We start from the raw sequence: 21673 nt of genomic DNA on the forward strand, positions 1-21673 counted from the left end.
TTTTTTATGTCTTTTGTAGGGGCGAACCTTGTGTTCGCCCAGGGCGGGAACTGGCACCCGGGTCTGGCGAACACAAGGTTCGCCCCTTCGGATTCATTCCGGGGACAGCTTCCCGCCGGCCTACCAGAAAGCACCGACAATCCCGGCTGTCAGCACCAGCAGCAGCACCGACAGCACCCGGTAGTTTTTCCACACCGGCTGCCCCCGCAGCGCGCGGGTCTCCTCGGCGAAATCCTCCGGCTTCCAGGTAAACACCAGTGCCTCGGCCGAGGGCCGCTGCGCACTCATCCTGCTCGCCACCACCAGCACCAGGGCGCAGAATACGAACAGGGTCGGCGCCACATACAGGAAATGCAGGTTGAACCAGTCCCACACCTCGTTGGCCAGGAACAGACCGATACCCGCCAGGGTCCCCACCACCAGGGTCACTATCGCCCCATGCGCATTGGCGCCGCGCCAGAAGAAGCCCACCAGGAACAGCGCCAGCACCGGCGGCACCGCGTAGGAGAGAATTTTCTGCAGGTACTTGAACAGCGAGCCGAAGTTCTCGATCTGCGGCGCCCAGGCCACCGCCAGCAGCATGAAGATAAAGGTCACCACCTGGCCCACGCGCATCAGCTGGTGCGCGGTCAGCGACGGACGGAGCGGCTTGACGAAATCCATGGTGATCAGGGTGGAGGCCGAGTTGAGGGTGGAATCGATCTGCGACATCAGGGCGGCGGTAAAACCGGCCAGCACCAGCCCCAGCACCCCCACCGGCAGCAGGTCGAACATCAGCGTGGGATAGACCAGGTCGGCCCGGGGCAGCTCCGGGTAGAGCAGGATCGCGAAGGTGCCCGGCAGCACCATGATGAAGAGCACCGGCAGTTTCAGCAGGCCGGCGAAGAGCACGCCCCAGCGGCCGTGGTCCAGGTTCTTCGCCGAGAGCACCCGCTGCACCATGAACTGGTTGGTGCACCAGAAGTAGAAGCCCAGCAGCGCCACGCCGGTGACCAGCCCCGGCCAGGGCACGCCCGGATCGCCCGCGGGGCGGATCAGGCTGAGTTTGTCGGCGGAAACCTGGGCCAGCACACTCTCCCAGCCGCCGACCTTGTCCAGCGCAAAGAAGGTGATCACCACCGACCCGACCACCAGCAGTACCGCCTGGATGGTGTCGGTGTAGATCACTGCCGCCAGGCCGCCGCTGATGGTGTAGATGCCGGCCACTATCGCCAGCAGCGCGACTATCTGCCAGATGGGGAAATCGGGGAAGATCAGTTGCAGCACCAGGGCCCCGGCGTAGAGGCTGCCGGCGGTGTCCACGACGATATTGAGGAAGATGGTGAGCAGGGAAAAGTAGCGCCGCGCGCGGTAGTCGAAACGCCGCTCGAGCATTTCCGGCATGGTGTAGAGGCCGCTGCGCAGGATCACCGGCAGGAAAAATACCGCGAAAAACACCAGCACCACGGCCGCCATCCACTCGTAGTTGTAGACCGCGATGCCGCTGCTGTAGGCGTCGCCCGCCAGGCCGATCAGGGTGGTACTGGAGATGTTGGAGGCGAACAGCGACAGGCCGATGAACGGCCACAGCATGGAGCGGCCGGCGAGAAAATAGTCCTCGGCGCTGTCGTGCTTGCGGCTCAGGTAGAGGCCGATGGCAATGGTGGCGACGAGATAGACACCGAGAATGGCCAGGTCGATGCCGTGCAAACGCAGGTCCGCGGTACTCTCAATCATCTTGTTATCAACTCTTATGATTATTTCAATTGTGCAATCGAGCGGGCGTGCCACCGGCCGATCATTTTTATTGGACAATAATAATTCACAGTGGTTTAATAAATCAATGCCGTTCAAAAGTATTGAAAAATATCTTTAAAAACAGCCATTTAAAGATACAAAACCACTCATATCAAATATATTGAACGCACCCCTACCTGCCTTTAAACTGAATTTTTTACGCGCCGCATCACCGCGGCCGCAACCATCGGGAGACTGGCATGGGCAGGGGGAGCAATTCCAGCGGTTTGCGCCGCTACAACGAGCGGGTGCTGCTGGCGGCATTGCGGCAGCGGGGGGCGGCGTCCAAGTCGGACCTGGCCCGCTCCACCAACCTGACCGCCCAGGCGGTGACGCGCATCGTCGACGACCTGGAGCAGGCCGGGCTGGTGCGGCGGGAGGGCCGCCGCCTGGGCGGCAAGGGGCAGCCCTCCACCCTCTATGCCCTCAACCCGCACGGCGCCTACGCCATCGGCGCCAAAGTCGGGCGGCGCGGCGTCGAGCTGCTGCTGATGGATTTCGGCGGCCGCACACAGCACAAGCTGGAGTACGAACGGGAGATGCCGGAGCCGGCGTTTGTCCTGGAGCGCATCGAGAGCGGGATCGCGGAATTGGTCGCGAAGCTCAGCGCGCCGGAGGCGCGCAAGCTGATGGGCGTGGGTGTGGCCATGCCCTGGTTTATGGGGGCCTGGGGCCGCGAGTTGGAAGTGAACCCGGAGCGGGTGCGCGAGTGGGAGGAGATCAACTTCGCCGAAGAACTGCAGGCGCGCACCACACTGCCCGTGTTTTTTGAAAACGACTGCTCGGCGGCGGCGGCGGCGGAGCTGCAGTTCGGCGACGGAGAGGACAACTTCCTCTACATCTACCTGGGCACCTTCGTCGGCGGCGGGCTGATACTGAACGGCAACCTGGAGCCGGGCGTGCACGGCAACGCCGGCGCCCTGGCCTCCATGCCGGTTCCCGCCTCGGGCCTGGATTCGGTACCGGCGCCGGCCGGGCCCTTCGATGCGCTCTACAACCGCGCCTCCCTGTTCGGCCTGCGCCGCCACCTGAAGGCCCACGGCATCGAGCTGGTCTTTGCGTCGGAGCTGGAAACGGTGATGGACAGCGCCCGCCCCCTGGTGCAGGAGTGGATGGAAGACTGCGCCGACGCGCTGGTATTCGCCCTGCTGTCGGCGGTGGGCATCCTGGACCTGGAAGCCATAGTGATCGATGCGCCGCTGCCCCGCTTCCTGCTGGATGAGCTGGTGGACATGGTGTCGCGCCGCATCCGCCAGGCGGCGCCTCCGGAACTCTTCGTGCCGGCGATCCGGGCGGGGACGCTGGGGGCGGACGCCATCGCGGTGGGCGGCGCCATACTGCCGCTCTATTCGAATTTCGCGCCGGACAAGACGGTGCTGTTAAAAGGCGGGGTGCCGGAGCGCGTGTCCGTGTAGGAGGCTGCGAGCCTGCCTGCAGGGCCAAGCCGCGCGTTTACGAAGCGAAGCTTTGTGCGCGGTTTGGCGACCCGCCATGGATGGCGGGGCTGGGGCCGGAACGAACGCGCCTTCGTCTCGCCATGGATTGCGATTGGAGGTTCGTTGCCCGCACCGTTCGCCTGCAGGGCAGGCTCCTACAAGAGGGGGGTTGGGCCTGGCCCACCAGTAAAAAAATGCGTGGAAGCGAAGGCCCTGATGCCGGGGAAGCAGTTACCTGAGGAGAATACAATGGCGCTCGACCTGAAAGACAAGTGGATCTGGGACTTCTGGTTCGCCCGGGACGGCGATGACTATCACCTGTTCTACCTGCAGGCGGACCGCACCCTCGGCGATCCGGAACTGCGGCACTGGAACGTCAGCGTCGGCCACGCGGTATCGCAAGACCTGCGCAATTGGACGCCCCTGCCCGACGCCCTGGCGCCCTCCTCTCCCGAACCGGGAACGGCAGAGCCGGCGGACTCCCTCACCACCTGGACCGGCAGCGTCATCCGCGACGGCGACCAGTGGCTGATGTACTACACGGGCACCCGCCGCTCCGAGAAGGGGCTGATCCAGCGGATCTGCCTGGCCGCCTCGGACGACCTGGTGCACTGGCACAAACATCCCGGCCCGGTGCTGGAAACCGACCCGCGCTGGTACGACACCCTCAACCTCGACCACTGGCACGACCAGTCCTGGCGCGACCCCTGGGTGTTCAAGGACGCCGACCGCGAGCTCTACCACATGCTGCTCACCTGCCGCGCCAACAGCGGCGAGCCGGACGGGCGCGGGGCCGTGGGCTACGCCAGCTCCACCGACCTGTTGCACTGGCAGGCGGGGCCGCCGCTGCTGGCGCCCGGCTGGTACGGCGAGATGGAGGTGCCACAGATCGCCTGCATCGGCGGCCGCCACTATCTCTTCTGCTCTGTGTCGGTGAAGTACCACAGCCGGGCGTACCTGGCCGAAGGCGTCACCCCCATGACCGGGCTCAAGTACTTTCCCGGCGACGGCCCTCTCGGCCCCTTCCACACAGAGGGCGCGGGATTCCTCGGCGCCGACGCCCGCGGCAGCCTCTACGCCGGCCGGGTGGTTCAGGGACCGGACGAGTGCTGGTACCTGATGGCCTTCCACAACCTGGACGAAGACGGGCGCTTTGTGGGTGGGGTTAGCGATCCGCTGCCCATCGTCCAGGGGGCGGACGGGCGGCTGTCCGTGACAGGCGACTAACTAACTGTGGTGTTCTTGTAGGAGCCTGCTGTGACCGCCATGGATGGCGGAAATGCAGATTTTGCAGGAGCAAAAAACTGTCAGGCGAACGGCTACGGAATTCCGTTCCTGTTCGCCTGCAAGCAGGCTCCTACAGGGTGCCAAGCCTCGACTCAACAGCATTGAACGGGTGTATTGCACTTATTAAATAACAGTGATTTAATTAATTGAACCGGCACGCCACCGGTCCGTCCGCCACCAGCGCGGGCAAGGATTTACAACGATAAAAGATCCTTGAAGGAGAATAACGATGAGAGATCAAGAAGCAGTCCGCAGGAGCGGAAATGCCCGCGCCCGCAAACCCTTCGCCCCCCGCCTGCTGGCCCTGGCCGTCGCCGGTACGCTGGTGTCGCCGGCCCTGGCCGCCGATCCGCTGGAACTGGAAGAGGTGATGGTCACCGCCAGTCCCCGGCCCGTGTCCAAGATGGAGTCCAGCACCTCGGTCTCCTCCATGAACAGCGACGACATCGCCAACTACGCGCCCCGCTCCACCGCCGAGGTCTTCCGCAATATCCCCGGTATCCGCGCCGAGTCCTCCGGCGGCGAGGGCAACGCCAATATCGCCGTGCGCGGCCTGCCGGTGGCCTCCGGCGGCGCCAAGTTCCTGCAGCTGCAGGAGGACGGCCTGCCGGTGATGCAGTTCGGCGATATCGCCTTCGGCAACGCCGATATCTTCCTGCGCATCGACTCCACCGCACAGCGGGTGGAATCCATCCGTGGCGGCTCCGCCTCCACCTTTGCCTCCAACTCGCCGGGCGGCGTGATCAACGTGATCAGCAAGACCGGCGAGGAGGCCACCGGCAGTGCCGGCGCCACCGTCGGCCTGGACTACGGCAGCGTGCGCACCGATTTCGAATACGGCGGCTCCCTGACCGACGGCTGGCGCTATCACGTCGGCGGCTTCTACCGCGAGGGCGACGGTCCTCGCGACGCCGGCTACACCGGCAATTCCGGCGGCCAGATCAAGGCCAACCTGACCCGCGAGTTCGACAACGGCTATGCCCGGGTCTACTTCAAGCACCTGGACGACAGGGCGGTCAGCTACATGCCCATGCCCGCCAGGGCCAACGGCGGCTCCATCGCCGGCTACGACATTCTCGAGGACACTCTGCAGACGCCGCTGCTGAAAACCAATCTCGGCATCGGCGACAATGGTGAGCGGCGCAGGAGCGACATCACCGACGGCATGCACCCCGTCTACACCGCCGTGGGTACTGAACTGTCCTTCGACCTGGGCGACACCTGGACGGTGACCAACCGCTTCCGCCGGGCCTTCGTGGACGGCGGCTTCAACACCCCCTTCCCGGCGGAGATCGGCGACGCCCAGGCCATCGCCGAGTCCATCGGCGGCGCCGGCGCCGGCCTGGTCTACGTCAACGGCCCCCGGGCCGGCACCGCCATCGACGATCCGGGCGCGCTGAACGGCAACGGCCTGGCCATGCGCATGCACCTGTTCGACGTGGAGTTCAACGATCTCGGCAGCTACGCCAACGACCTCAAGATCAGCAAGGCCTTCGACAGCGCCACCCTGACCTTCGGTTACTACGCGGCCTCCCAGAGCATCGACATGTCCTGGCTGTGGAACTCCTACCTGATGGAGGTCAAGGGCGACGAGGCGGCGCTGCTGGACGTGGTGAACGCGGACGGCCAACCGCAAACCGACGGCGGCCTGCTCGCCTACGGCGTGCCCTTCTGGGGTAACTGCTGCACCCGCAACTACGACGCCGAGTACGATATCCGCGCCCCCTACGTCTCCCTCGAATGGCTGATCGGCGACCTGACCCTGGACGCCAGCCTGCGCCACGACAGCGGCAGCGCCAGCGGCTCCTACGCCGGCGCCGTGCAGGTGGACAATGTGGATGTGAACGGCGACGGCAGCATCTCGGTGCCGGAACAGAGCGTCTCCTTTGTCGACAACGCCAACGCTCTGCCGATCGACTATGACTGGAGCTACACCTCCTACTCCCTGGGCGCCAACTATCTGCTCACGGAAGACCTGGCGCTGTTCGCGCGCCTCAGCCACGGCGGCCGCGCCAACGCCGACCGCCTGCTGTTCGGCCCCAACCTGCTGCCCGACGGCGGACTGCTGGACGACGACGCCGCGGTGGACGAAGTGGACCAGGTGGAAACCGGGGTGAAATACCGGCGCGACAACCTGGGCCTCTTCGTCACCGCCTTCTACGCGGAAACCGAGGAGCAGAATTTCGAGGCCACCACCCAGACCTTCTTTGACCGCGACTACCAGGCGCAGGGCGTGGAGTTCGAGGGCTCCTACCAATGGGGCGACTTCAACCTCTCCGGCAGCGTGACCTGGACCGACGCAGAGATCGCCGGCGACAAGCTGAACCCGTCGCTGGTGGGCAACACCCCGCGCCGCCAGGCGGACTGGATCTATGCGCTGACGCCCTCCTATACCACCGACCGCTACAGCGCGGGCCTGAATATCATCGGCACCAGCGACGCCTATGCGCAGGACAACAACGACCTCAAGTTTGACGCCTACACCCAGGTCAACCTCTTCGCCAACTACTTCATCACGCCGGCACTCTCCGTCGGCCTGAACGTGAACAACCTCTTCGACGAGGAGGGCTTCACAGAAGCGGAGGAGGGTTCGCTGACCGACAACGGCATCATCCGCGCCCGTTCGATTAACGGCCGCACCAGTTCGGTGACCTTCAAATATGAATTCTGAACTGGATAGTCGGGGTACCTGATCCATCTTCCCCTTCCGGTCCGGGCAACCCACCTTGCGCCCGGGCCTTTTTTCTCCATTTCACGGTCTTTAACAGATTTTTTGAGGGCCTTTTTCACTATGTTACACGGGGCTCAAAATGCACCGCTGCTGGCCGGCCTGGAAGCGGGCGGAACCAAGTTCAATTGCGTGGTGGCCCGCGACCCGCAAACGATTCTCGCCTCCGCCCGCTTTTCCACCGGAAAGCCGCAAGACACCCTGGCGGAAGTGCTGGCATTTTTCCGCGACGCCAGCGCGCGGCTCGGTCCCCTGGGCGCAATGGGCATCGCCAGCTTCGGGCCCGTGGACAACAACCCGGCCTCGCCCGACTACGGCCGCATCCTGAAGACGCCCAAGTCCGACTGGATACAGGTCCCCCTGCTGGGCTGGTTTCGCGAAAACCTGGATATTCCGGTGTGCCTGGACACCGACGTCAACGGCGCCGCCCTGGCGGAACAGCGCCTGGGGGCCGCCCGGGGAATCGACAATTTCATCTACGTCACTGTGGGCACCGGCATAGGCGCCGGCATCGTGATGGGCGGACAGCTGGTCAACGGCTTCACACATACCGAAATAGGACATATGCGCATGTCCCGGGACGAAGAGCGGGACCCCTTCCCCGGCTGTTGTCCGTTCCACGGCGACTGCCTGGAGGGACTGGCCTGCGGCCCCGCCCTGGAACAGCGCTGGCAGCACCGCGGCGAGGAGCTGCCCCAGTCCCACCCGGCCTGGGAACTGCAGGCGGACTACCTGGCCCAGATGTGTTCCAACCTGACCTATTGCTATATGCCGGAGCGGATCATTCTCGGCGGCGGCGTGATGCAGAATCCCTTGCTGTTCCCGCTGATCCGCGAACGCTTGCGGCAGCGGCTGAACGGCTATGGGCCGACTCCGGCGCTGGCAGACCCGGAGTCCTACCTGGTGCCGCCGGCGCTGGGCGGCGAGTCCGGCCAGATGGGCGCACTGCTGTTGGCGCAACAGCAACTCGACGGGAACCCGCTGTCCACACAGAAAAGACTGTCCACGGCCTGAGGGCTGCGGATGGTCCGTGGCGAACACCGGGGTCGTTGAGAGGGGAAAGGCGCAGCGGCGCCGGTGCCGCCACTGCAGGGGATTAATTCAGCTTCCAGTCCGGCACCTGTACCGACACCGGCTGGCCGGATGAGCGCTCGCTCTCCTCGACCAGGTTGCCCTGGGCCGGCTTCAGGCTCAGGTGATCCACGGATACCTGCACGGCTTCCTTCTTCTCGCGCTCGTGGTCCTTGACCAGATTGCCCTCCATCGGCGCCAGGCTCCAGTCGGGCTGGGTTTGGGACTGCGCAGAGGCTTGCGGTGCCGGAGCTTCAGCTGCCCGGGGAACCGGCGTCGGCGCTGTCGCGACCTCGCCCTCGGCCTTTATCGCGGCCTGGGCGCCTATCTTGGCCAGGGTGGCCTGCAATTGCTCGGCCTGGGCCTTGGGCAGCCCTTTCTTGATCGCCAGTGGGCGGCCGCTGAAGAGTTTTTCGACGGTTTCCGGGCCTGCCTTGAACAGGCGCGCCAGGTTCGCCTTTACGTCACCGGCGGTGAATCCCGGCACCAGGTCGCCGCGGAAGATCAGGCTGTAAGTAGGTTCCGACATGCTTCTGCCTCTTCTTGTTGTTCTCGAGTTATTAGCCATCCGAGTCCAGCGTCTGGTCCATGGTATAGGCCGGCGCGGCTTCGGTCTTGCCGCCGACCTGGCGGGCCGGCACTCCGGCCACGGTGGTGTGTTCGGGCACGTCGGCCAGCACCAGGCTGCCGGCGGCGATTTTTACTCCCTCGCCGATCCTGACCGGGCCGAGGATCTTGGCACCGGCACCGATCATCACGCCGCGGCCGATTTTCGGGTGGCGGTCGCCACCGCCGCTGCCGCTGCCGCCGAGGGTCACCGAGTGCAGTATCGAGACATCGTCCTCCACCACGCTGGTCTCCCCCACCACCAGGCCGGTGGCGTGGTCGATCATGATGCCGCAGCCGAACCTGGCCGCCGGGTGGATGTCCACCGCGAACTGCTCCGACACCCGGCTCTGGAAATAGAGCGCCAGAGTGTGCCGCCCCTGCCGCCACAGCCAGTGGGCCACGCGGTGGGACTGCAGGGCGTGGAAGCCCTTGAAGTAGAGGAAAGGCATCAGGTACTGGTCGCAGGCGGGATCGCGGTCGTACCAGGCGCTGATATCGGCGCGCATGCAGCGGGAGATGGTGGAGTCGCTCTTCAGGGCCGCGGCGATCACCTCCTGCAGCGCCGTGGCGGTCAGCGCATTGTGGTTGAGCACCGAGGCCAGTTGGTAGGAGAGCGCGTCGTCGAGGGACTTGTGGCGCAGCACCGTGTTGTGGAAATAGCTCGCCAGCACCGGCTCGCCGGCCGCGGCCTCTGTGGCCTCGGCGCGCATTTGGGGCCAGATGTCCCTGTCTTCTTTGTTGCCGTTAATCGCCTAACTCCTCGACTCTATCAGGTAGGATGGGCAAAGCCCATCCTACTTTTTTACGCCTCTCCCGGCCCCGGGTAACAGTCTTCCGGCACATGCACGAAGCGGGCATAGATCTCGTCCATCCGCTCGCACACAGTGTCGCACAATTCCAGCTCACAGCTCTGCAGCTGTTCACAGAGCCGCTCCGGCGTCAGCAACTGCTGCAGCTCGTGGGCGCGCGGCGCGTAACTCAGGTGCCAGCGCTCCGGCGCCACACCGCCGCGGTCCTCGGCGTAGGGGCGGAAGAGGCCGTAGCTCTGTCCGCTGGCGATGCACTCATCCAGCCAGCAGTGGAAGGGACCAAAGATACCGTCGTCGGCCACTTCCTGGGGGGTCAACTGCAGGCGGTAGTCCGCCGGCATGGCCCCCGCGTCCACCACGTCGAAATCCGTGCCCCAGTGGTGGCGGGAGCCTCCCGGCAGGGCCGACCAGCGCAATATAGCGAATACCGTCTGGACGGGCGACAACTGCGCCACGTCCAGCGGGGCACCGCTGCTGTCCAGCACCGGGCGCAGGCCCGTGACCTTGCCGTTCCATATCGTGCACTGGCGTTCGAAGCTGCGGAAGCCGGACACCACCTTCGGATCGAAACCGGCGTCGCGGGCGTCGGCGCAGAGTCGTTCGAAGGCGACCAGCGCCTCCGGGTGCAGCAGTTGGCCGGATCGAGGTTCGAGAATGACGTGCTCGTCACCGAGACCGAAGAGCATGCGTTTGAGCGGCGCAGTTAACATCGCAGGATTACCAACAGGCAAAATATTCGTGACGAACTAAAGTGAACAACATCCAACTCTACCAAAAACGGGGGTCGTGACGGACCGAAACCAGAATTCATCGAAGGGCACCGGCCTCTCCGGCCATATTCATTAGCACAAATGCTAATGAATATTTGGCCTTTTATCGTTTTATGCTATGTTCCTTGCGCGGCCGCGGGACCTGGCCACGCAAACACGGATGTACAACCAGTTAGGGAAAACCCTATGCACCCGAGTCAATCAGAGCTTTTGAAACTGAAAAACCTGGGCCTCGCCTCTGTCAACATACTCCACTCCGTCGGCATTCGCTCCTGCGATGACCTGCGCCGGGTGGGCCCGGTGGAAGCCTTTATCAGTATTCGCAATCGCGGTATCAATGCCTCCCGGGTGATGCTCTACGCGCTGCAGGGTGCGCTGCTGGACGTGCATTGGAACGACCTGGATCCGGATCTCAAACGGCGCCTGGCGAGCGAGGCGGATCGCCTGCTGTCCGCACAGAATCCCGAGTAACCCTCTCTCTCAGATACTCCAAAAGATCGCGCCGCGAATCTTGAAAGCGGCGCCGCCGCCCCTATCTAAACTTTCCCAACCGAACTGATTTTTTGGAGAAAACACCGATGTTGCGCATTGGTCTCTTTCTACTGACCAACCTGGCCGTTCTGGTCCTGGTCGGCATTATCTTCAACCTGCTGGGTATCCAGGGCATCCTCGCCGCCAACGGCGTCGACCTGAACCTGGGCGCACTGCTGACGATGTGTGCCATATTCGGCTTCGGCGGTGCCTTTATCTCGCTGCTGCTGTCCAAGACCATCGCCCGCATGACCACCCGCACCCAGGTGATCGACCAGCCCCGCACCGCCGACGAGCAGTGGCTGGTGGAAACGGTGCGCGAGCTGTCGCAGAAGGCCGGCATCGGTATGCCGGACGTGGGTATCTTCCCGATGCCCCAGGCCAACGCCTTCGCCACCGGCTGGAACCGCAACAGCGCCCTGGTAGCGGTCAGCGCCGGCCTGCTGGAGCGCTTCAACCGCGACGAGGCGCGGGCGGTGATCGGTCACGAGATAGGCCATGTTGCCAACGGCGATATGGTCACCCTGGCACTGATCCAGGGGGTGCTGAATACCTTCGTGATGTTCTTCGCCCGGCTGGTGGGCTTCTTCGTCGACCGGGTACTGCTGAAGAACGAACAGGGCCTGGGTATCGGCTACTACGTGACCTCGATCATCATGGACATAGTCTTCGGCATCTTTGCGATGATGGTGGTGGCCTGGTTCAGCCGCCGGCGCGAGTTCCGCGCGGACGCGGCCGGTGCCAGTCTGGCCAGCCCCCAGTCCATGATCGCCGCCCTGCAGCGGATCAAGGCGGAGTCCGAGGCGGGCCGCGAGCAGCCGCTGCCGAGCAATATGAAAGCCTTCGGCATCTTCGGCAACATGGGCGCGCTGATGGCCAGCCACCCGCCGCTGGAAAACCGCATCCTCGCCCTGCAGTCCCGATAACTCACTGCGGTTAACCCGGCGCCCGCGCCGGGTTAACATTTTTCCCCGAATTCAAAACCGCATACTGCCGACCATGAACAAGCTCAAAACCTTGCTGCTGGCCGCGCCGCTGCTGTTGCTCGCCCCCTTCGCCTCCGCGACATCCCCGGTGCCGGCCTTCTCCACCGACGACGAGCAGAACACCATGCAGGTGTTCAACTTCGCCAGCCCCTCGGTGGTCTATGTGACCAACGAAACCCTGGTCCGCGACCGCTGGACCCTGCGCCTGCACACGGTGCCCAAGGGCGCCGGCAGTGGCTTTATCTGGGACGACCGGGGACATGTGGTCACCAACTTCCACGTGATCGAGGGCGCGCGCAAGGTCACCATCACCCTGCAGGACCGCAGCGAGTGGCCGGCGGAGCTGGTGGGCTCGGCGCCGGAGAAGGACCTGGCGGTCCTGAAGATCGACGCGCCCCCGGAACTGCTGAAGCCACTGGTGGCCGGCACCTCGAAGAGCCTTTCCGTCGGCCGCAAAGTACTCGCCATCGGCAACCCCTTCGGCCTCGACACCACCCTGACCACCGGCGTGGTCAGTGCCCTCGGGCGCGAGATACAGGCGGCCAACAACCGCACCATCCGCAACGTGATCCAGACGGACGCGGCCATCAATCCAGGCAATTCCGGCGGCCCGCTGCTGGACTCCAGCGGCCGCCTGATCGGCGTCAATACCGCGATCTACAGCCCCAGCGGCGCCAGCGTGGGTATCGGCTTTGCCATCCCGGTGGACACGGTGAAGAAGATAGTGCCGGAGCTGATCGCCCACGGCCGCCTGGTGCGCCCGGTACTGGGCATAGAGTCGGCACCGGACCAATGGGCCAGCCGCTACGGCTTCGAGGGCGTGGCCGTGCTACGCACCGCGCCGGGCATGCCGGCGGAAGAGGCCGGCCTGCGTGGCGTCTACCGCACCGAGCGCGGCGGCTGGCAGCTGGGCGATGTGATTGTGGAAGTGGACCACCAACCGGTGCGCAGTTACGACGACCTGCTGAACGTACTGGAAAACCACCGCGCCGGCGACGAGGTCAGCCTGGGCGTCGTGCGCGACGGGAAAAGGCGCGACACATCCGTTATACTCGCCGCTCCCGAGTGAGTGGTCAGTGATGAGTGGAGAGCGGCGAGTAGTATGCAGAAATATTTCCTGTGCCGTTACGACGAACTGACCGAGGGCCAGTCCAAAGGCTTTTCCCTGGGCGACACCGCCGCCGGAATGGACAATGTATTCGCGGTGATGAAGGACGGCGAGGTCTACGCCTACAAGAACAGTTGTCCGCACCGGGGTATCAACCTGGACTGGCAGGAAGACCAGTTTCTCGATCCGGACGGCGCGCTGATCCAGTGCGCCTCCCACGGCGCCCTCTTCCTGATTGAAACCGGCGAGTGCATCGCCGGGCCCTGCGCCGGCGACGCGCTGACGCCGGTGCCGATAGAGCATACTGCGGAAGGGCTCTACGTCCTGTTGGCGGATTAGCCGCGCAATCGGGGTCTGGGTTCTGGGCTCTGAAAAATCGTAGGGCCTAATCAGTAGGGTGCGCCGTGCGCACCGCCCGGTTCCATGGTGCGCGACCGCCATGGATGGCGGAAGTGCAGAAAATGCAGGAGCAATTTTCTGTCACGGCGCACCCTACAGTTGCCACACCCGATCACCGGCAAAGGGGATCGCCTCGGTGAGCACTATCTCCTGCGCGCTGATATTCGCCCGGTAAGCGAGTACTTGCACCCCCGCCGCCACCGCCGTCCCCAGCGCATCCGCATAGGCCGGATCTATCTCCCGCGCCGCTTCCACCGTCTCTATCCCGGTGTGCTGCACACAGTAGAAGAGCACCGCACGCACGCCGCTCCCGGCCAGCTTCTGCAGTTCGCGCAGATGCTTGGCGCCGCGGCTGCTGACAGCGTCGGGAAACAGGCCGCGGCCGCCCTCGGCCAGGGTCACATTCTTGACCTCCACATAGCAGTCGCCGGCGGCACCCCGTAGCAGCAGGTCGATGCGGCTGTTCTCTTCGCCGTAGCGCACTTCGCGGCGCAGACTGTCGTATCCCTGCAACTCCGCCACCACCCCACTGCTGATCGCCTCCTCCACCAGCGCATTGGCGCGCCCGGTATTCACGCCGGCCAGGGCGCCTTCCGGCGTGGTGGTCACCTCCAGGGTATGGCGGTACTTGCGCTTGGGATTGCCGGAGTCCGAATACCAGCAGGGGGTACTCTCCGCCCAGCAGTTCTTCATCGAGCCGGTGTTGGGACAGTGGATGGTGAAGGTATCGCCGGACGGGGTCTCGATATCGGCGAGGAAACGCTTGTAGCGGCGCAGCAGGGTGGCCTGCTGCAGGGGGGGATCGAGCTTCACGATACGACCTAAACTGACTATTCGGGCGCCACAAAATACTCAAGATCCCGGGCGAATGTCCACGGTCAACATTTTGTGGCGCTAACCGGAGAGATTTGGTAGCTTCTTCGCCCTCGGTCGCCAGGGCCATCTCATTTGGGACTGGGGCGACGAGAAGGGAATAGCCTGCCATCGCATCCCCGTTGCACGGGCCAAAAATGCATCACCCCGGACAATTCCGGACTAGGCTAGATTGAATTTGGTGGTATCGCCCCCATTATCGGGGGCCCGTAAAGAAAGAGAGGCAACGACCATGCCCAAAACTGCTGCGAGCACCGAATCTCTGCACGGCTTTGAGCCCTACAAGGAGAAAAAGGGCGAGGAGTACATGAATGAGAAGCAGCAGGAGCATTTCCGCAACTTGCTGCTGGCCTGGAAGGCCGAGCTGATGGCGGAAGTGGACCGCACCGTTTCCCACATGAAGGACGAGGCCGCCAACTTCCCGGACCCGGCCGACCGCGCCAGCCAGGAAGAGGAGTTCAGTCTGGAACTGCGCACCCGCGACCGCGAACGCAAGCTGATCAAGAAGATCGATGCGACTCTCGAACTGATCGACCAGGACGACTACGGTTTCTGCGAGGCCTGCGGCGTGGAAATCGGCATCCGCCGCCTGGAAGCCCGTCCCACCGCAACCCTGTGCGTGGACTGCAAGACCCTGGCGGAGATCAAGGAAAAACAGATCTCCGGCTGATCAGCAAAGAAAGACGGATGCGCTTAGCGCTTATCCGCCCTACGGCTCCGACCTGTAGGGTGGATACAAATCGGCAGGATTGCCGATTTGGACGCCGAAGGCGCCCGCGAAGCGGGCGAGCGCCATGGATGGGGCAAGTCAACCGCTAAGCACATCCACCCAGATTTCCGGCTTATCGTTGAACTCTCCCGCTTACATCGGCCGTTTCGCCCCCTCCCCCACCGGCCCTCTGCATTTCGGCTCCCTGGTCTGCGCCCTGGGCAGCTACCTGGACGCCATCGCCCACGGCGGCTTGTGGCTGGTGCGGATGGAGGACCTGGACCCGCCGCGGGAGGAGCCCGGCGCCGCCGAGCGCATATTGAAGTCCCTGGAGGTCCACGGCCTGCACTGGCACGGCCCTCTGGAGTGGCAGAGCCGCCGCCACACCCTCTACGAGGACACCCTCGCCGGACTGGCGGCGCGGGAACTGATCTACCCCTGCCACTGCTCCCGCAGCCAGATACGCCGCAACGGCGGCCACGACAATATCGCCTGCCGCGGAATTACCGCAGAGCAGGGTCCCAGCGCCCTGCGCCTTGTGTGCGCCGGCGGCGAGGAACACTTCGATGACCTGTGGCGCGGCGAGCAGCGCCAGCAGGTTCGCGAGGACACCATCCTCAAGCGCCGCGACGGCCTCTACGCCTATCAGCTGGCGGTGGTGGTGGACGATATCGACCAGGAGGTGACCCACGTGGTGCGCGGCGCCGACCTGCTCGACACCACCGGCGCGCAACAGCGGCTGTTCCGCCTGCTCGGCGCTGCGCCGCCCCGGTTCGGCCACCTGCCCCTGGTGATGGGCCCCGACGGACACCAGAAACTCAGCAAGCAGAACCACGCCCCGGCCATAGACGACCGCAGGCCATCCGAAAACCTGCACACCGCATTGGGCTTTCTCGGCTTCCATCTACCCGACGAACTGGAGCGGGAGGCGCCGGAGCATATTCTCAAATGGGCCGCAGCTCGCTGGCAGCGCCACCAGGTGGATATGCGGGACCGGCAGATCTAGTCGGGACTCGGGACTCGGGACTCGGGACTCGGGACTCGGGACTCGGGCAGGATGCACCCTGCTCAGCGGACGGCTCAACGGTGCGCGCGGCGCACCCTACTGAAATTGCCCGCTGAACCCGGCATACTTGCAGCCTGCAACAAATAGCGCGTCACCAATGGTAAACCCCGTGTCTTCACCCGAGTCCCGAGTGATTCGCGCCATCCCTGGCGCTCACCCGCTGCGCGGGCGCCTTCGGCGTCCAAATGGGCAATCCTGCCAATTTGTCCCGAGTCCCGAGTCCCGGCTTTCATGACCAACCGCACCCTCCTAATCCTGCTGGTCCTGGTGGGCTACGTCTTCTCACCGACCATCTTCACCTGGATGATCAACCCGTCGGGCGCCTGGTACCGGCCCTTTATACTCTGGCTCGTCCTGATACTGCTGGCGGTATTCGTGCAGATGAGGCGCAAGTCCGATGAGCTTTGAACTGACGCACATCGCCCTGATCGGCGTGGCCTATATCGCCACGCTGTTTTTCGTCGCCTTCGCCACCTCCAAGGGCTGGCTGCCGTCGCGCTGGGTGCGCCACCCGCTGATCTATGTGCTGTCGCTGGGCGTGTCCCTGTCCGCCTGGACCTTCTATGGCATCGTCGACCTGGCCTGGCAATACGGCTACGGTGTGCTCGCCTACTACCTGGGCACCGGCGCCATGTTCCTGTTCGCGCCGGTGGCCCTGGAACCGCTGGCGCGGCTGGCACAGCGCTATCAGTTGACCTCGCCGGCGGACCTGCTGGTGTTCCGTTACCACAGTCGCGAGGCCGGCACCCTGGCCACCCTGTTTATGCTGCTGGCACTGCTGCCGCTGATCGCGCTGCAGATACAGGCGGTGTCGGAGACACTGGCGCTGCTGTCCCGGGACAGTGTCGCCGCCCTGGCGCTGGCGGAGAGCGGCGTCACCAGCAAGAACCTGATCGCCTTCTTCTACTGCGTGCTGCTGGCGGTGTTCACCAGCATGTACGGCGCCAGCCGTGAGCGCCGCGCCGGCCTCGCCAGCGCCATGGCGCTGGAGTCGGTGGTCAAGCTGGTCGCGCTGCTGGCGGTGGGCGCCTACGCCATCTACGGTGTCTTCGGCGGTTTCGCCGGACTGGACCAATGGCTGGCACAGAACAGCGATATGCAGCAGCTGCTCTACACCCCCATCCAACAGGGTTCCTCCCACACGCTGCTGCTGGTGTTTATCGCCACCGCGGTGGCCATGCCGCACATCTTCTACCTGAGCGTGGCCGAGCGGCCGGCGGCGCAGACACTGCGCATCGCCAGTTGGGGCTTCCCGCTGTTCCTGCTGCTGATGGCCCTGCCGATATTCCCGATCATGTGGGCAGGCTTCGCCCTGGACGTCACCGAGCCGGTGCAGTACTTCTCCCTGGCGGTACCGCGGGCCAGCGGCTCGGCACTGCTGACGACGCTGGCCTTCATCGGCGGCCTGTCCGCCGCCACCGGCGCCCTGGTGATGATCACCCTGGCCCTGTCCACCATGGTGATGAACCACTGGCTCCTGCCCGGCACCCGCTGGCACTCCGAGGACAATATGTACCGCCAACTGGTGTGGCTGCGCCGCGCTTTGGTGGCGGCGCTCTTCCTGGCCGGCTTCGCCTTCTATCTGCTGCTGAACAACCGCCTGTCCCTGTCCGACCTGGCGCTGCTGGCGTTTATCGCCTCGCTGCAGTTCCTGCCCGGTATCTTCGCGGTCATCCACTGGCCGCGGGGCAACCGCCGCGGCTTTATCGGCGGCCTGCTGGCGGGCATGTCCATCTGGGCGCTCGGCCTGCTGCTGCCGTCCATCTTCGGTCTCAGCGGCGTCGCCCTGCCCGGCACCGACATACAGGTGCCGCTGGGCATGTCCATCTGGACCCAGGTCACCACCCTGTCCCTGGCGGTGAACGTGCTGCTGTTTGTCGGGCTGTCCGTCTTCACCCACAGCAGCAGCCTGGAGCAGTACGCGGCGGACCTGTGCAGCGACGACACCCTGAGCCAGGCCCTGCGCCTGGAGATGGACGTGGCATCGGCGGCGGATTTCCGCCTGCGCCTGGCGGAGAGCCTCGGCGCCGCCACCGCCACCCACGAGGTGAACCGCGCCCTGCGCCAGCTCGGCCTGCCCGACGACGAGCGCCGCCCCTACGCCCTGCGCCAGCTGCGCAACAAGCTGGAGGCCAACCTGTCCGGCCTGCTCGGCAGGGTGCTGGCCGGGCAGATCATCGACCGCCACTTCCCCTTCAAGGAGGGGGACCAGCCGGCGCACAAGGACATCAACCTGATCGAGACGCGGCTCAGTCGCTACAAGAACCAGCTCACCGGCCTGGCGGCGGAACTGAACAACCTGCGCCTCTACCACCGCCAGATGCTCGAGGAACTGCCCCTGGCCGCCTGCCGCCTGGGGCGCGACGGCGAGATACTGCTGTGGAACAACGCCATGGCCGACCTGACCGGAATCGCCTCCGGCGAGGTGATCGGCTCCAAGCTGGACTATCTGGCGGAACCCTGGCGCAGCCTGCTGCGGGAATTCACCGAATCCGAGGACAACAGCCGCTTCAAGCAGCAGGTGAGCCTGGGCGGCAACAACCACTGGCTGAACCTGCACAGGACCCGCATCGATACCAGTGGGCGCGGGCGCGGCCGCGACAGGCACGAGCGCGGCGACGCGCAGATGCTGCTGTTGGAGGACATCACCGAGACCCAGGTACTGGAGCAGGAGCTGATCCACAGCGAGCGCCTGGCATCGGTGGGCCGCCTCGCCGCCGGCGTGGCCCACGAGGTGGGCAACCCTGTCACCGGCATCGCCTGCCTGGCGCAGAACCTGCACTTCGAGTCCGACAGCCCCGAGGTGCGCGATACCGCCGACCAAATCCTCAGCCAGACCCAGCGCATCAGCCGCATAGTGCACTCGCTGGTGAACTTCTCCCACAGCGGCAGCCCTGACAAAGGCAGCGAGCGGGCGCCGGTGGACCTCTACGCCTGCGTGCAGGAGGCGGTGCAGCTGCTGTCCCTGCAGCGGGACAAGACCCAGGTGACCTTCGACAATGCGGTGCCGGAAAACCTGATCGCCCCCGGCGACAACCAGCGCCTGATCCAGGTGTTCATCAACCTGCTCAGCAACGCCCGCGACGCCAGCCCGGACGGCGGCCATATCCAGATAGACGGCTATGTCGCCAATGGCTGTGCCTGCGTCGCGGTCACCGACGACGGCCCGGGAATCCCCCCCGAACACCGCGAACGCATTCTCGAACCCTTCTTCACCACCAAGGAACCCGGCGAGGGTACAGGCCTCGGCCTGGCGATGGTGTACAGCATCGTCGAGGAACATAACGGGCAGTTGGAACTGGTGAGTCCGGCGCATCCCGAGAGCGGGCGGGGGGCGAAATTTATCGTGCAGCTGCCGCTGGAACAAACGGGACTCGGGACTCGGGACTCGGGACTCGGGCGCGCCCGCCCCTAGCAACAGCAGCTATGCCGTGCCCGCGAACCTGCTCCGACTTGTATTGGCAAGCAAATCGGATCTTCATTGCATCATACCCCGAGTCCCGAGTCCCGAGTCCCGAGTCCCGAGTCCCGAGTCCCGAGTCCCGACATTATGGGTTGCATCGAAACGCCCAAACCCTGAAACTAGGCGTTCCCTGAGCATTTTGTAACCAGGCGTAACACATGAGCCACATCCTGATCGTCGAAGATGAAGCCATTATTCGAGCGGCGCTGCGCAAACTGCTGGAGCGGCACCGGTACAAGGTCAGTGAGGCGGGCTCAGTGCGCGAGGCGACCACCAAGTACCGCCTCGGCGAAGTGGATCTGATCATCTCCGACCTGCGCCTGCCCGGCGCCCCCGGTACCGACCTGCTCAAACTCGCTGGCGACGTGCCGGTGCTGATCATGACCAGCTACGCCAGCCTGAGATCCGCGGTGGACTCGATGCGCATGGGCGCCGCCGACTATATCGCCAAGCCCTTCGACCACGACGAGATGATCGCCACGGTGCGCCGGGTGATCGGCAAGGCCGAACAGAGCCGCGCCCAGGCGCCCTCCGGCAAGGAGCCCGGCCGCGCCATCGCCGGCATGATCGGCGACAGCCCAGTGATGCGCGATCTCTACAACCGCATCCACAAGGTGGCCCCCACCGACGCCACGGTGCTGGTGCACGGCGAGACGGGCACCGGCAAGGAACTGGTGGCCCGCGCCATCCACGAGGAGAGCCGCCGCGCCGGCAAACCGCTGATCTCTGTCAACTGCGCGGCGATTCCGGAGACCCTGATCGAGGCCGAGCTGTTCGGTCACGAGAAGGGTGCCTTTACCGGCGCCCAGACCGCCCGCGAGGGCCTGGTGGCAGCCGCCGACGGCGGCACTCTGTTCCTGGACGAAATCGGCGAGCTGCCCCTGGAGGCCCAGGCGCGCCTGCTGCGGGTGCTGCAGGAGGGCGAGGTGCGCCCGATCGGCGCGGTGGAGTCCCGCAAGGTGGATGTGCGCCTGGTGGCGGCCACCCACCGCAACCTGCGCCAGCTGGCCGCCGAACGCAAGTTCCGCGAGGACCTCTACTACCGCATCAATGTGGTACAGATGACCCTGGCGCCGCTGCGGGAACGCGGCAAGGATGTGCTGGCGATCGCCGAGCACCTGCTGGAGAAGTTCTGCGCCAAGGTGGAGCGCGCGACGCTGAAGCTGTCGCCGGAGGCGATACAGGCGGTGACCACCTATACCTGGCCCGGCAATGTGCGGGAGCTGGAGAATGCGGTGCAGCGGGCGGTGATACTGACCGACGACAGGAGCGCGGAGATCGACCACCGCACCCTGGATATCGACCTGGACCTGGTGCCGATCGAGGAGGCGGATCCGGAGCGGCGCCCGCGCAGCCTGCACACGGACCCGCGCGAGGACCTGTCCCTGGAGGACTACTTCGCCCGTTTCGTGATAGAGCACCAGGACACCATGAGCGAGACGGAGCTGGCGAAGAAGCTGGGCGTCAGCCGCAAGTGCCTGTGGGAGCGCCGCCAGAAACTGGGCATCCCCCGCAAGAAGACCCGCCGCGCCGCGGGCGCCGAGGCCTGATTCCACCCGCCTTCTCACCCACTGGATTCCGATCGCAGGGGCGAACCTTGTGTTCGCCCTCCCCAGCTCGGACCCTCCAGCCAACTCCGGAAGCCCCTGATGCCGGGGGCCATTCGCTCAACAGCCTCATCGGCAAATGTCGAACGGCCCCCGGCATCAGGGCCTTCGCGTCAAGCTCACTGCCTTGTCAACCTGCAAGGGGAAGCTCTTCCACTCACCTGACGGTTACCCGACAGGTCCCACTTTGGTAACAACCGAAAGTGTTACCCCAGCCTCACCATGAGTAACAACTGTCGCGACATCAGTAACGCAAAATCCCTCCCCTGCGGCGTGAAAATTTTTGTAAATTTTCTAAGTTATTGATTTTAAAGAAAATTATGAAGTTGGCACACTAAATGCTTTCTTCCTAGTACAAACAAGAAGAACAGCCAAGAATAAAAATAAATGACTGTTTAAGCCCTAATAACAACTGACAATAAGCGGGCGAACACACAATAAGAAT

At 64.6% G+C, this 21673-nt stretch carries 18 protein-coding genes; 13 read left to right on the forward strand and 5 right to left on the reverse strand.

Annotation, left to right across the window (positions count from 1 at the left end; translation table 11 throughout):
* Positions 1–120: 120 nt before the first annotated feature.
* Complete coding sequence (locus AC6R19_RS04870) at positions 121–1716, reverse strand: sodium:solute symporter (protein WP_500578539.1); 1596 nt, start codon at positions 1714–1716, stop codon at positions 121–123.
* Between the two features lie 260 nt (positions 1717–1976).
* Between AC6R19_RS04870 and AC6R19_RS04875 the strand changes: the two genes are divergently transcribed.
* The 4 genes from AC6R19_RS04875 (at position 1977) to AC6R19_RS04890 (ending at position 8241) form a co-directional block, all read left to right on the forward strand.
* Complete coding sequence (locus AC6R19_RS04875; protein WP_500578540.1) at positions 1977–3191, forward strand: ROK family transcriptional regulator; 1215 nt, start codon at positions 1977–1979, stop codon at positions 3189–3191.
* Positions 3192–3461: 270 nt separating this feature from the next.
* Positions 3462–4439 (forward strand): family 43 glycosylhydrolase, encoded by a 978-nt coding sequence (locus tag AC6R19_RS04880; protein WP_500578541.1) that lies wholly within the window; start codon positions 3462–3464, stop codon positions 4437–4439.
* Between the two features lie 289 nt (positions 4440–4728).
* Entirely contained in the window at positions 4729–7170 is a 2442-nt protein-coding gene (locus tag AC6R19_RS04885) for a TonB-dependent receptor domain-containing protein (RefSeq protein WP_500578542.1), read from the forward strand.
* 120 nt (positions 7171–7290) lie between these two features.
* The gene (locus tag AC6R19_RS04890) at positions 7291–8241 is read left to right on the forward strand and encodes an ROK family protein (protein ID WP_500578543.1); all 951 of its coding nucleotides are present in this window, start codon (positions 7291–7293) and stop codon (positions 8239–8241) included.
* An 82-nt stretch (positions 8242–8323) separates the two neighbouring features.
* Here the strand turns inward: AC6R19_RS04890 and AC6R19_RS04895 are convergent, their stop codons facing one another.
* The 3 genes from AC6R19_RS04895 to AC6R19_RS04905 all read right to left on the reverse strand — a co-directional run bounded on the left by AC6R19_RS04895 (position 8324) and on the right by AC6R19_RS04905 (position 10426).
* Positions 8324–8827 (reverse strand): hypothetical protein, encoded by a 504-nt coding sequence (locus AC6R19_RS04895; RefSeq protein ID WP_500578545.1) that lies wholly within the window; start codon positions 8825–8827, stop codon positions 8324–8326.
* Positions 8828–8858: 31 nt separating this feature from the next.
* On the reverse strand, positions 8859–9617 hold the full coding sequence (gene cysE, locus AC6R19_RS04900) for a serine O-acetyltransferase (protein ID WP_500578547.1): 759 nt from the start codon (positions 9615–9617) through the stop codon (positions 8859–8861).
* 92 nt (positions 9618–9709) lie between these two features.
* Positions 9710–10426 (reverse strand): M15 family metallopeptidase, encoded by a 717-nt coding sequence (locus AC6R19_RS04905; protein ID WP_500578548.1) that lies wholly within the window; start codon positions 10424–10426, stop codon positions 9710–9712.
* 246 nt (positions 10427–10672) lie between these two features.
* Between AC6R19_RS04905 and AC6R19_RS04910 the strand changes: the two genes are divergently transcribed.
* The 4 genes from AC6R19_RS04910 to AC6R19_RS04925 all read left to right on the forward strand — a co-directional run bounded on the left by AC6R19_RS04910 (position 10673) and on the right by AC6R19_RS04925 (position 13450).
* Positions 10673–10957 carry a TfoX/Sxy family protein gene (locus tag AC6R19_RS04910; protein ID WP_500578549.1) on the forward strand — a complete coding sequence of 95 codons (285 nt, stop codon included), beginning with the start codon at positions 10673–10675 and terminating at the stop codon, positions 10955–10957.
* Between the two features lie 107 nt (positions 10958–11064).
* Entirely contained in the window at positions 11065–11943 is an 879-nt protein-coding gene (htpX, locus tag AC6R19_RS04915; protein ID WP_500578551.1) for a protease HtpX, read from the forward strand.
* Between the two features lie 73 nt (positions 11944–12016).
* Positions 12017–13072: a S1C family serine protease gene (locus tag AC6R19_RS04920; protein ID WP_500578552.1), complete on the forward strand. Its 1056-nt coding sequence runs from the start codon at positions 12017–12019 to the stop codon at positions 13070–13072.
* 33 nt (positions 13073–13105) lie between these two features.
* Positions 13106–13450, forward strand: coding sequence for a Rieske (2Fe-2S) protein (locus AC6R19_RS04925; RefSeq protein WP_500578553.1), 345 nt, complete (start codon positions 13106–13108; stop codon positions 13448–13450).
* A 153-nt stretch (positions 13451–13603) separates the two neighbouring features.
* Here AC6R19_RS04925 and sfsA read toward each other — a convergent pair whose 3' ends face one another.
* The gene (gene sfsA, locus AC6R19_RS04930; protein WP_500578554.1) at positions 13604–14323 is read right to left on the reverse strand and encodes a DNA/RNA nuclease SfsA; all 720 of its coding nucleotides are present in this window, start codon (positions 14321–14323) and stop codon (positions 13604–13606) included.
* A 292-nt stretch (positions 14324–14615) separates the two neighbouring features.
* Here sfsA and dksA point away from each other — a divergent pair, with 292 nt between their 5' ends.
* From dksA to AC6R19_RS04955, 5 genes are all read left to right on the forward strand, one after another.
* Positions 14616–15053, forward strand: a complete 438-nt coding sequence (dksA, locus tag AC6R19_RS04935) for an RNA polymerase-binding protein DksA (RefSeq protein WP_500578556.1) — start codon at positions 14616–14618, stop codon at positions 15051–15053.
* Between the two features lie 178 nt (positions 15054–15231).
* A complete protein-coding gene (gene gluQRS, locus AC6R19_RS04940) occupies positions 15232–16098 on the forward strand; it encodes a tRNA glutamyl-Q(34) synthetase GluQRS (protein WP_500578557.1) in 867 nt (288 codons plus the stop codon).
* A gap of 291 nt (positions 16099–16389) precedes the next feature.
* Positions 16390–16566 carry a hypothetical protein gene (locus AC6R19_RS04945; RefSeq protein WP_500578558.1) on the forward strand — a complete coding sequence of 59 codons (177 nt, stop codon included), beginning with the start codon at positions 16390–16392 and terminating at the stop codon, positions 16564–16566.
* On the forward strand, positions 16556–19573 hold the full coding sequence (locus AC6R19_RS04950; protein WP_500578559.1) for an ATP-binding protein: 3018 nt from the start codon (positions 16556–16558) through the stop codon (positions 19571–19573). Before AC6R19_RS04945 ends, AC6R19_RS04950 begins: the two co-directional genes overlap by 11 nt.
* A 206-nt stretch (positions 19574–19779) precedes the next feature.
* Positions 19780–21171 (forward strand): sigma-54-dependent transcriptional regulator, encoded by a 1392-nt coding sequence (locus tag AC6R19_RS04955; RefSeq protein WP_500578560.1) that lies wholly within the window; start codon positions 19780–19782, stop codon positions 21169–21171.
* Positions 21172–21673 lie beyond the last annotated feature (502 nt).

The organism is Microbulbifer sp. SE14 (assembly GCF_059834885.1).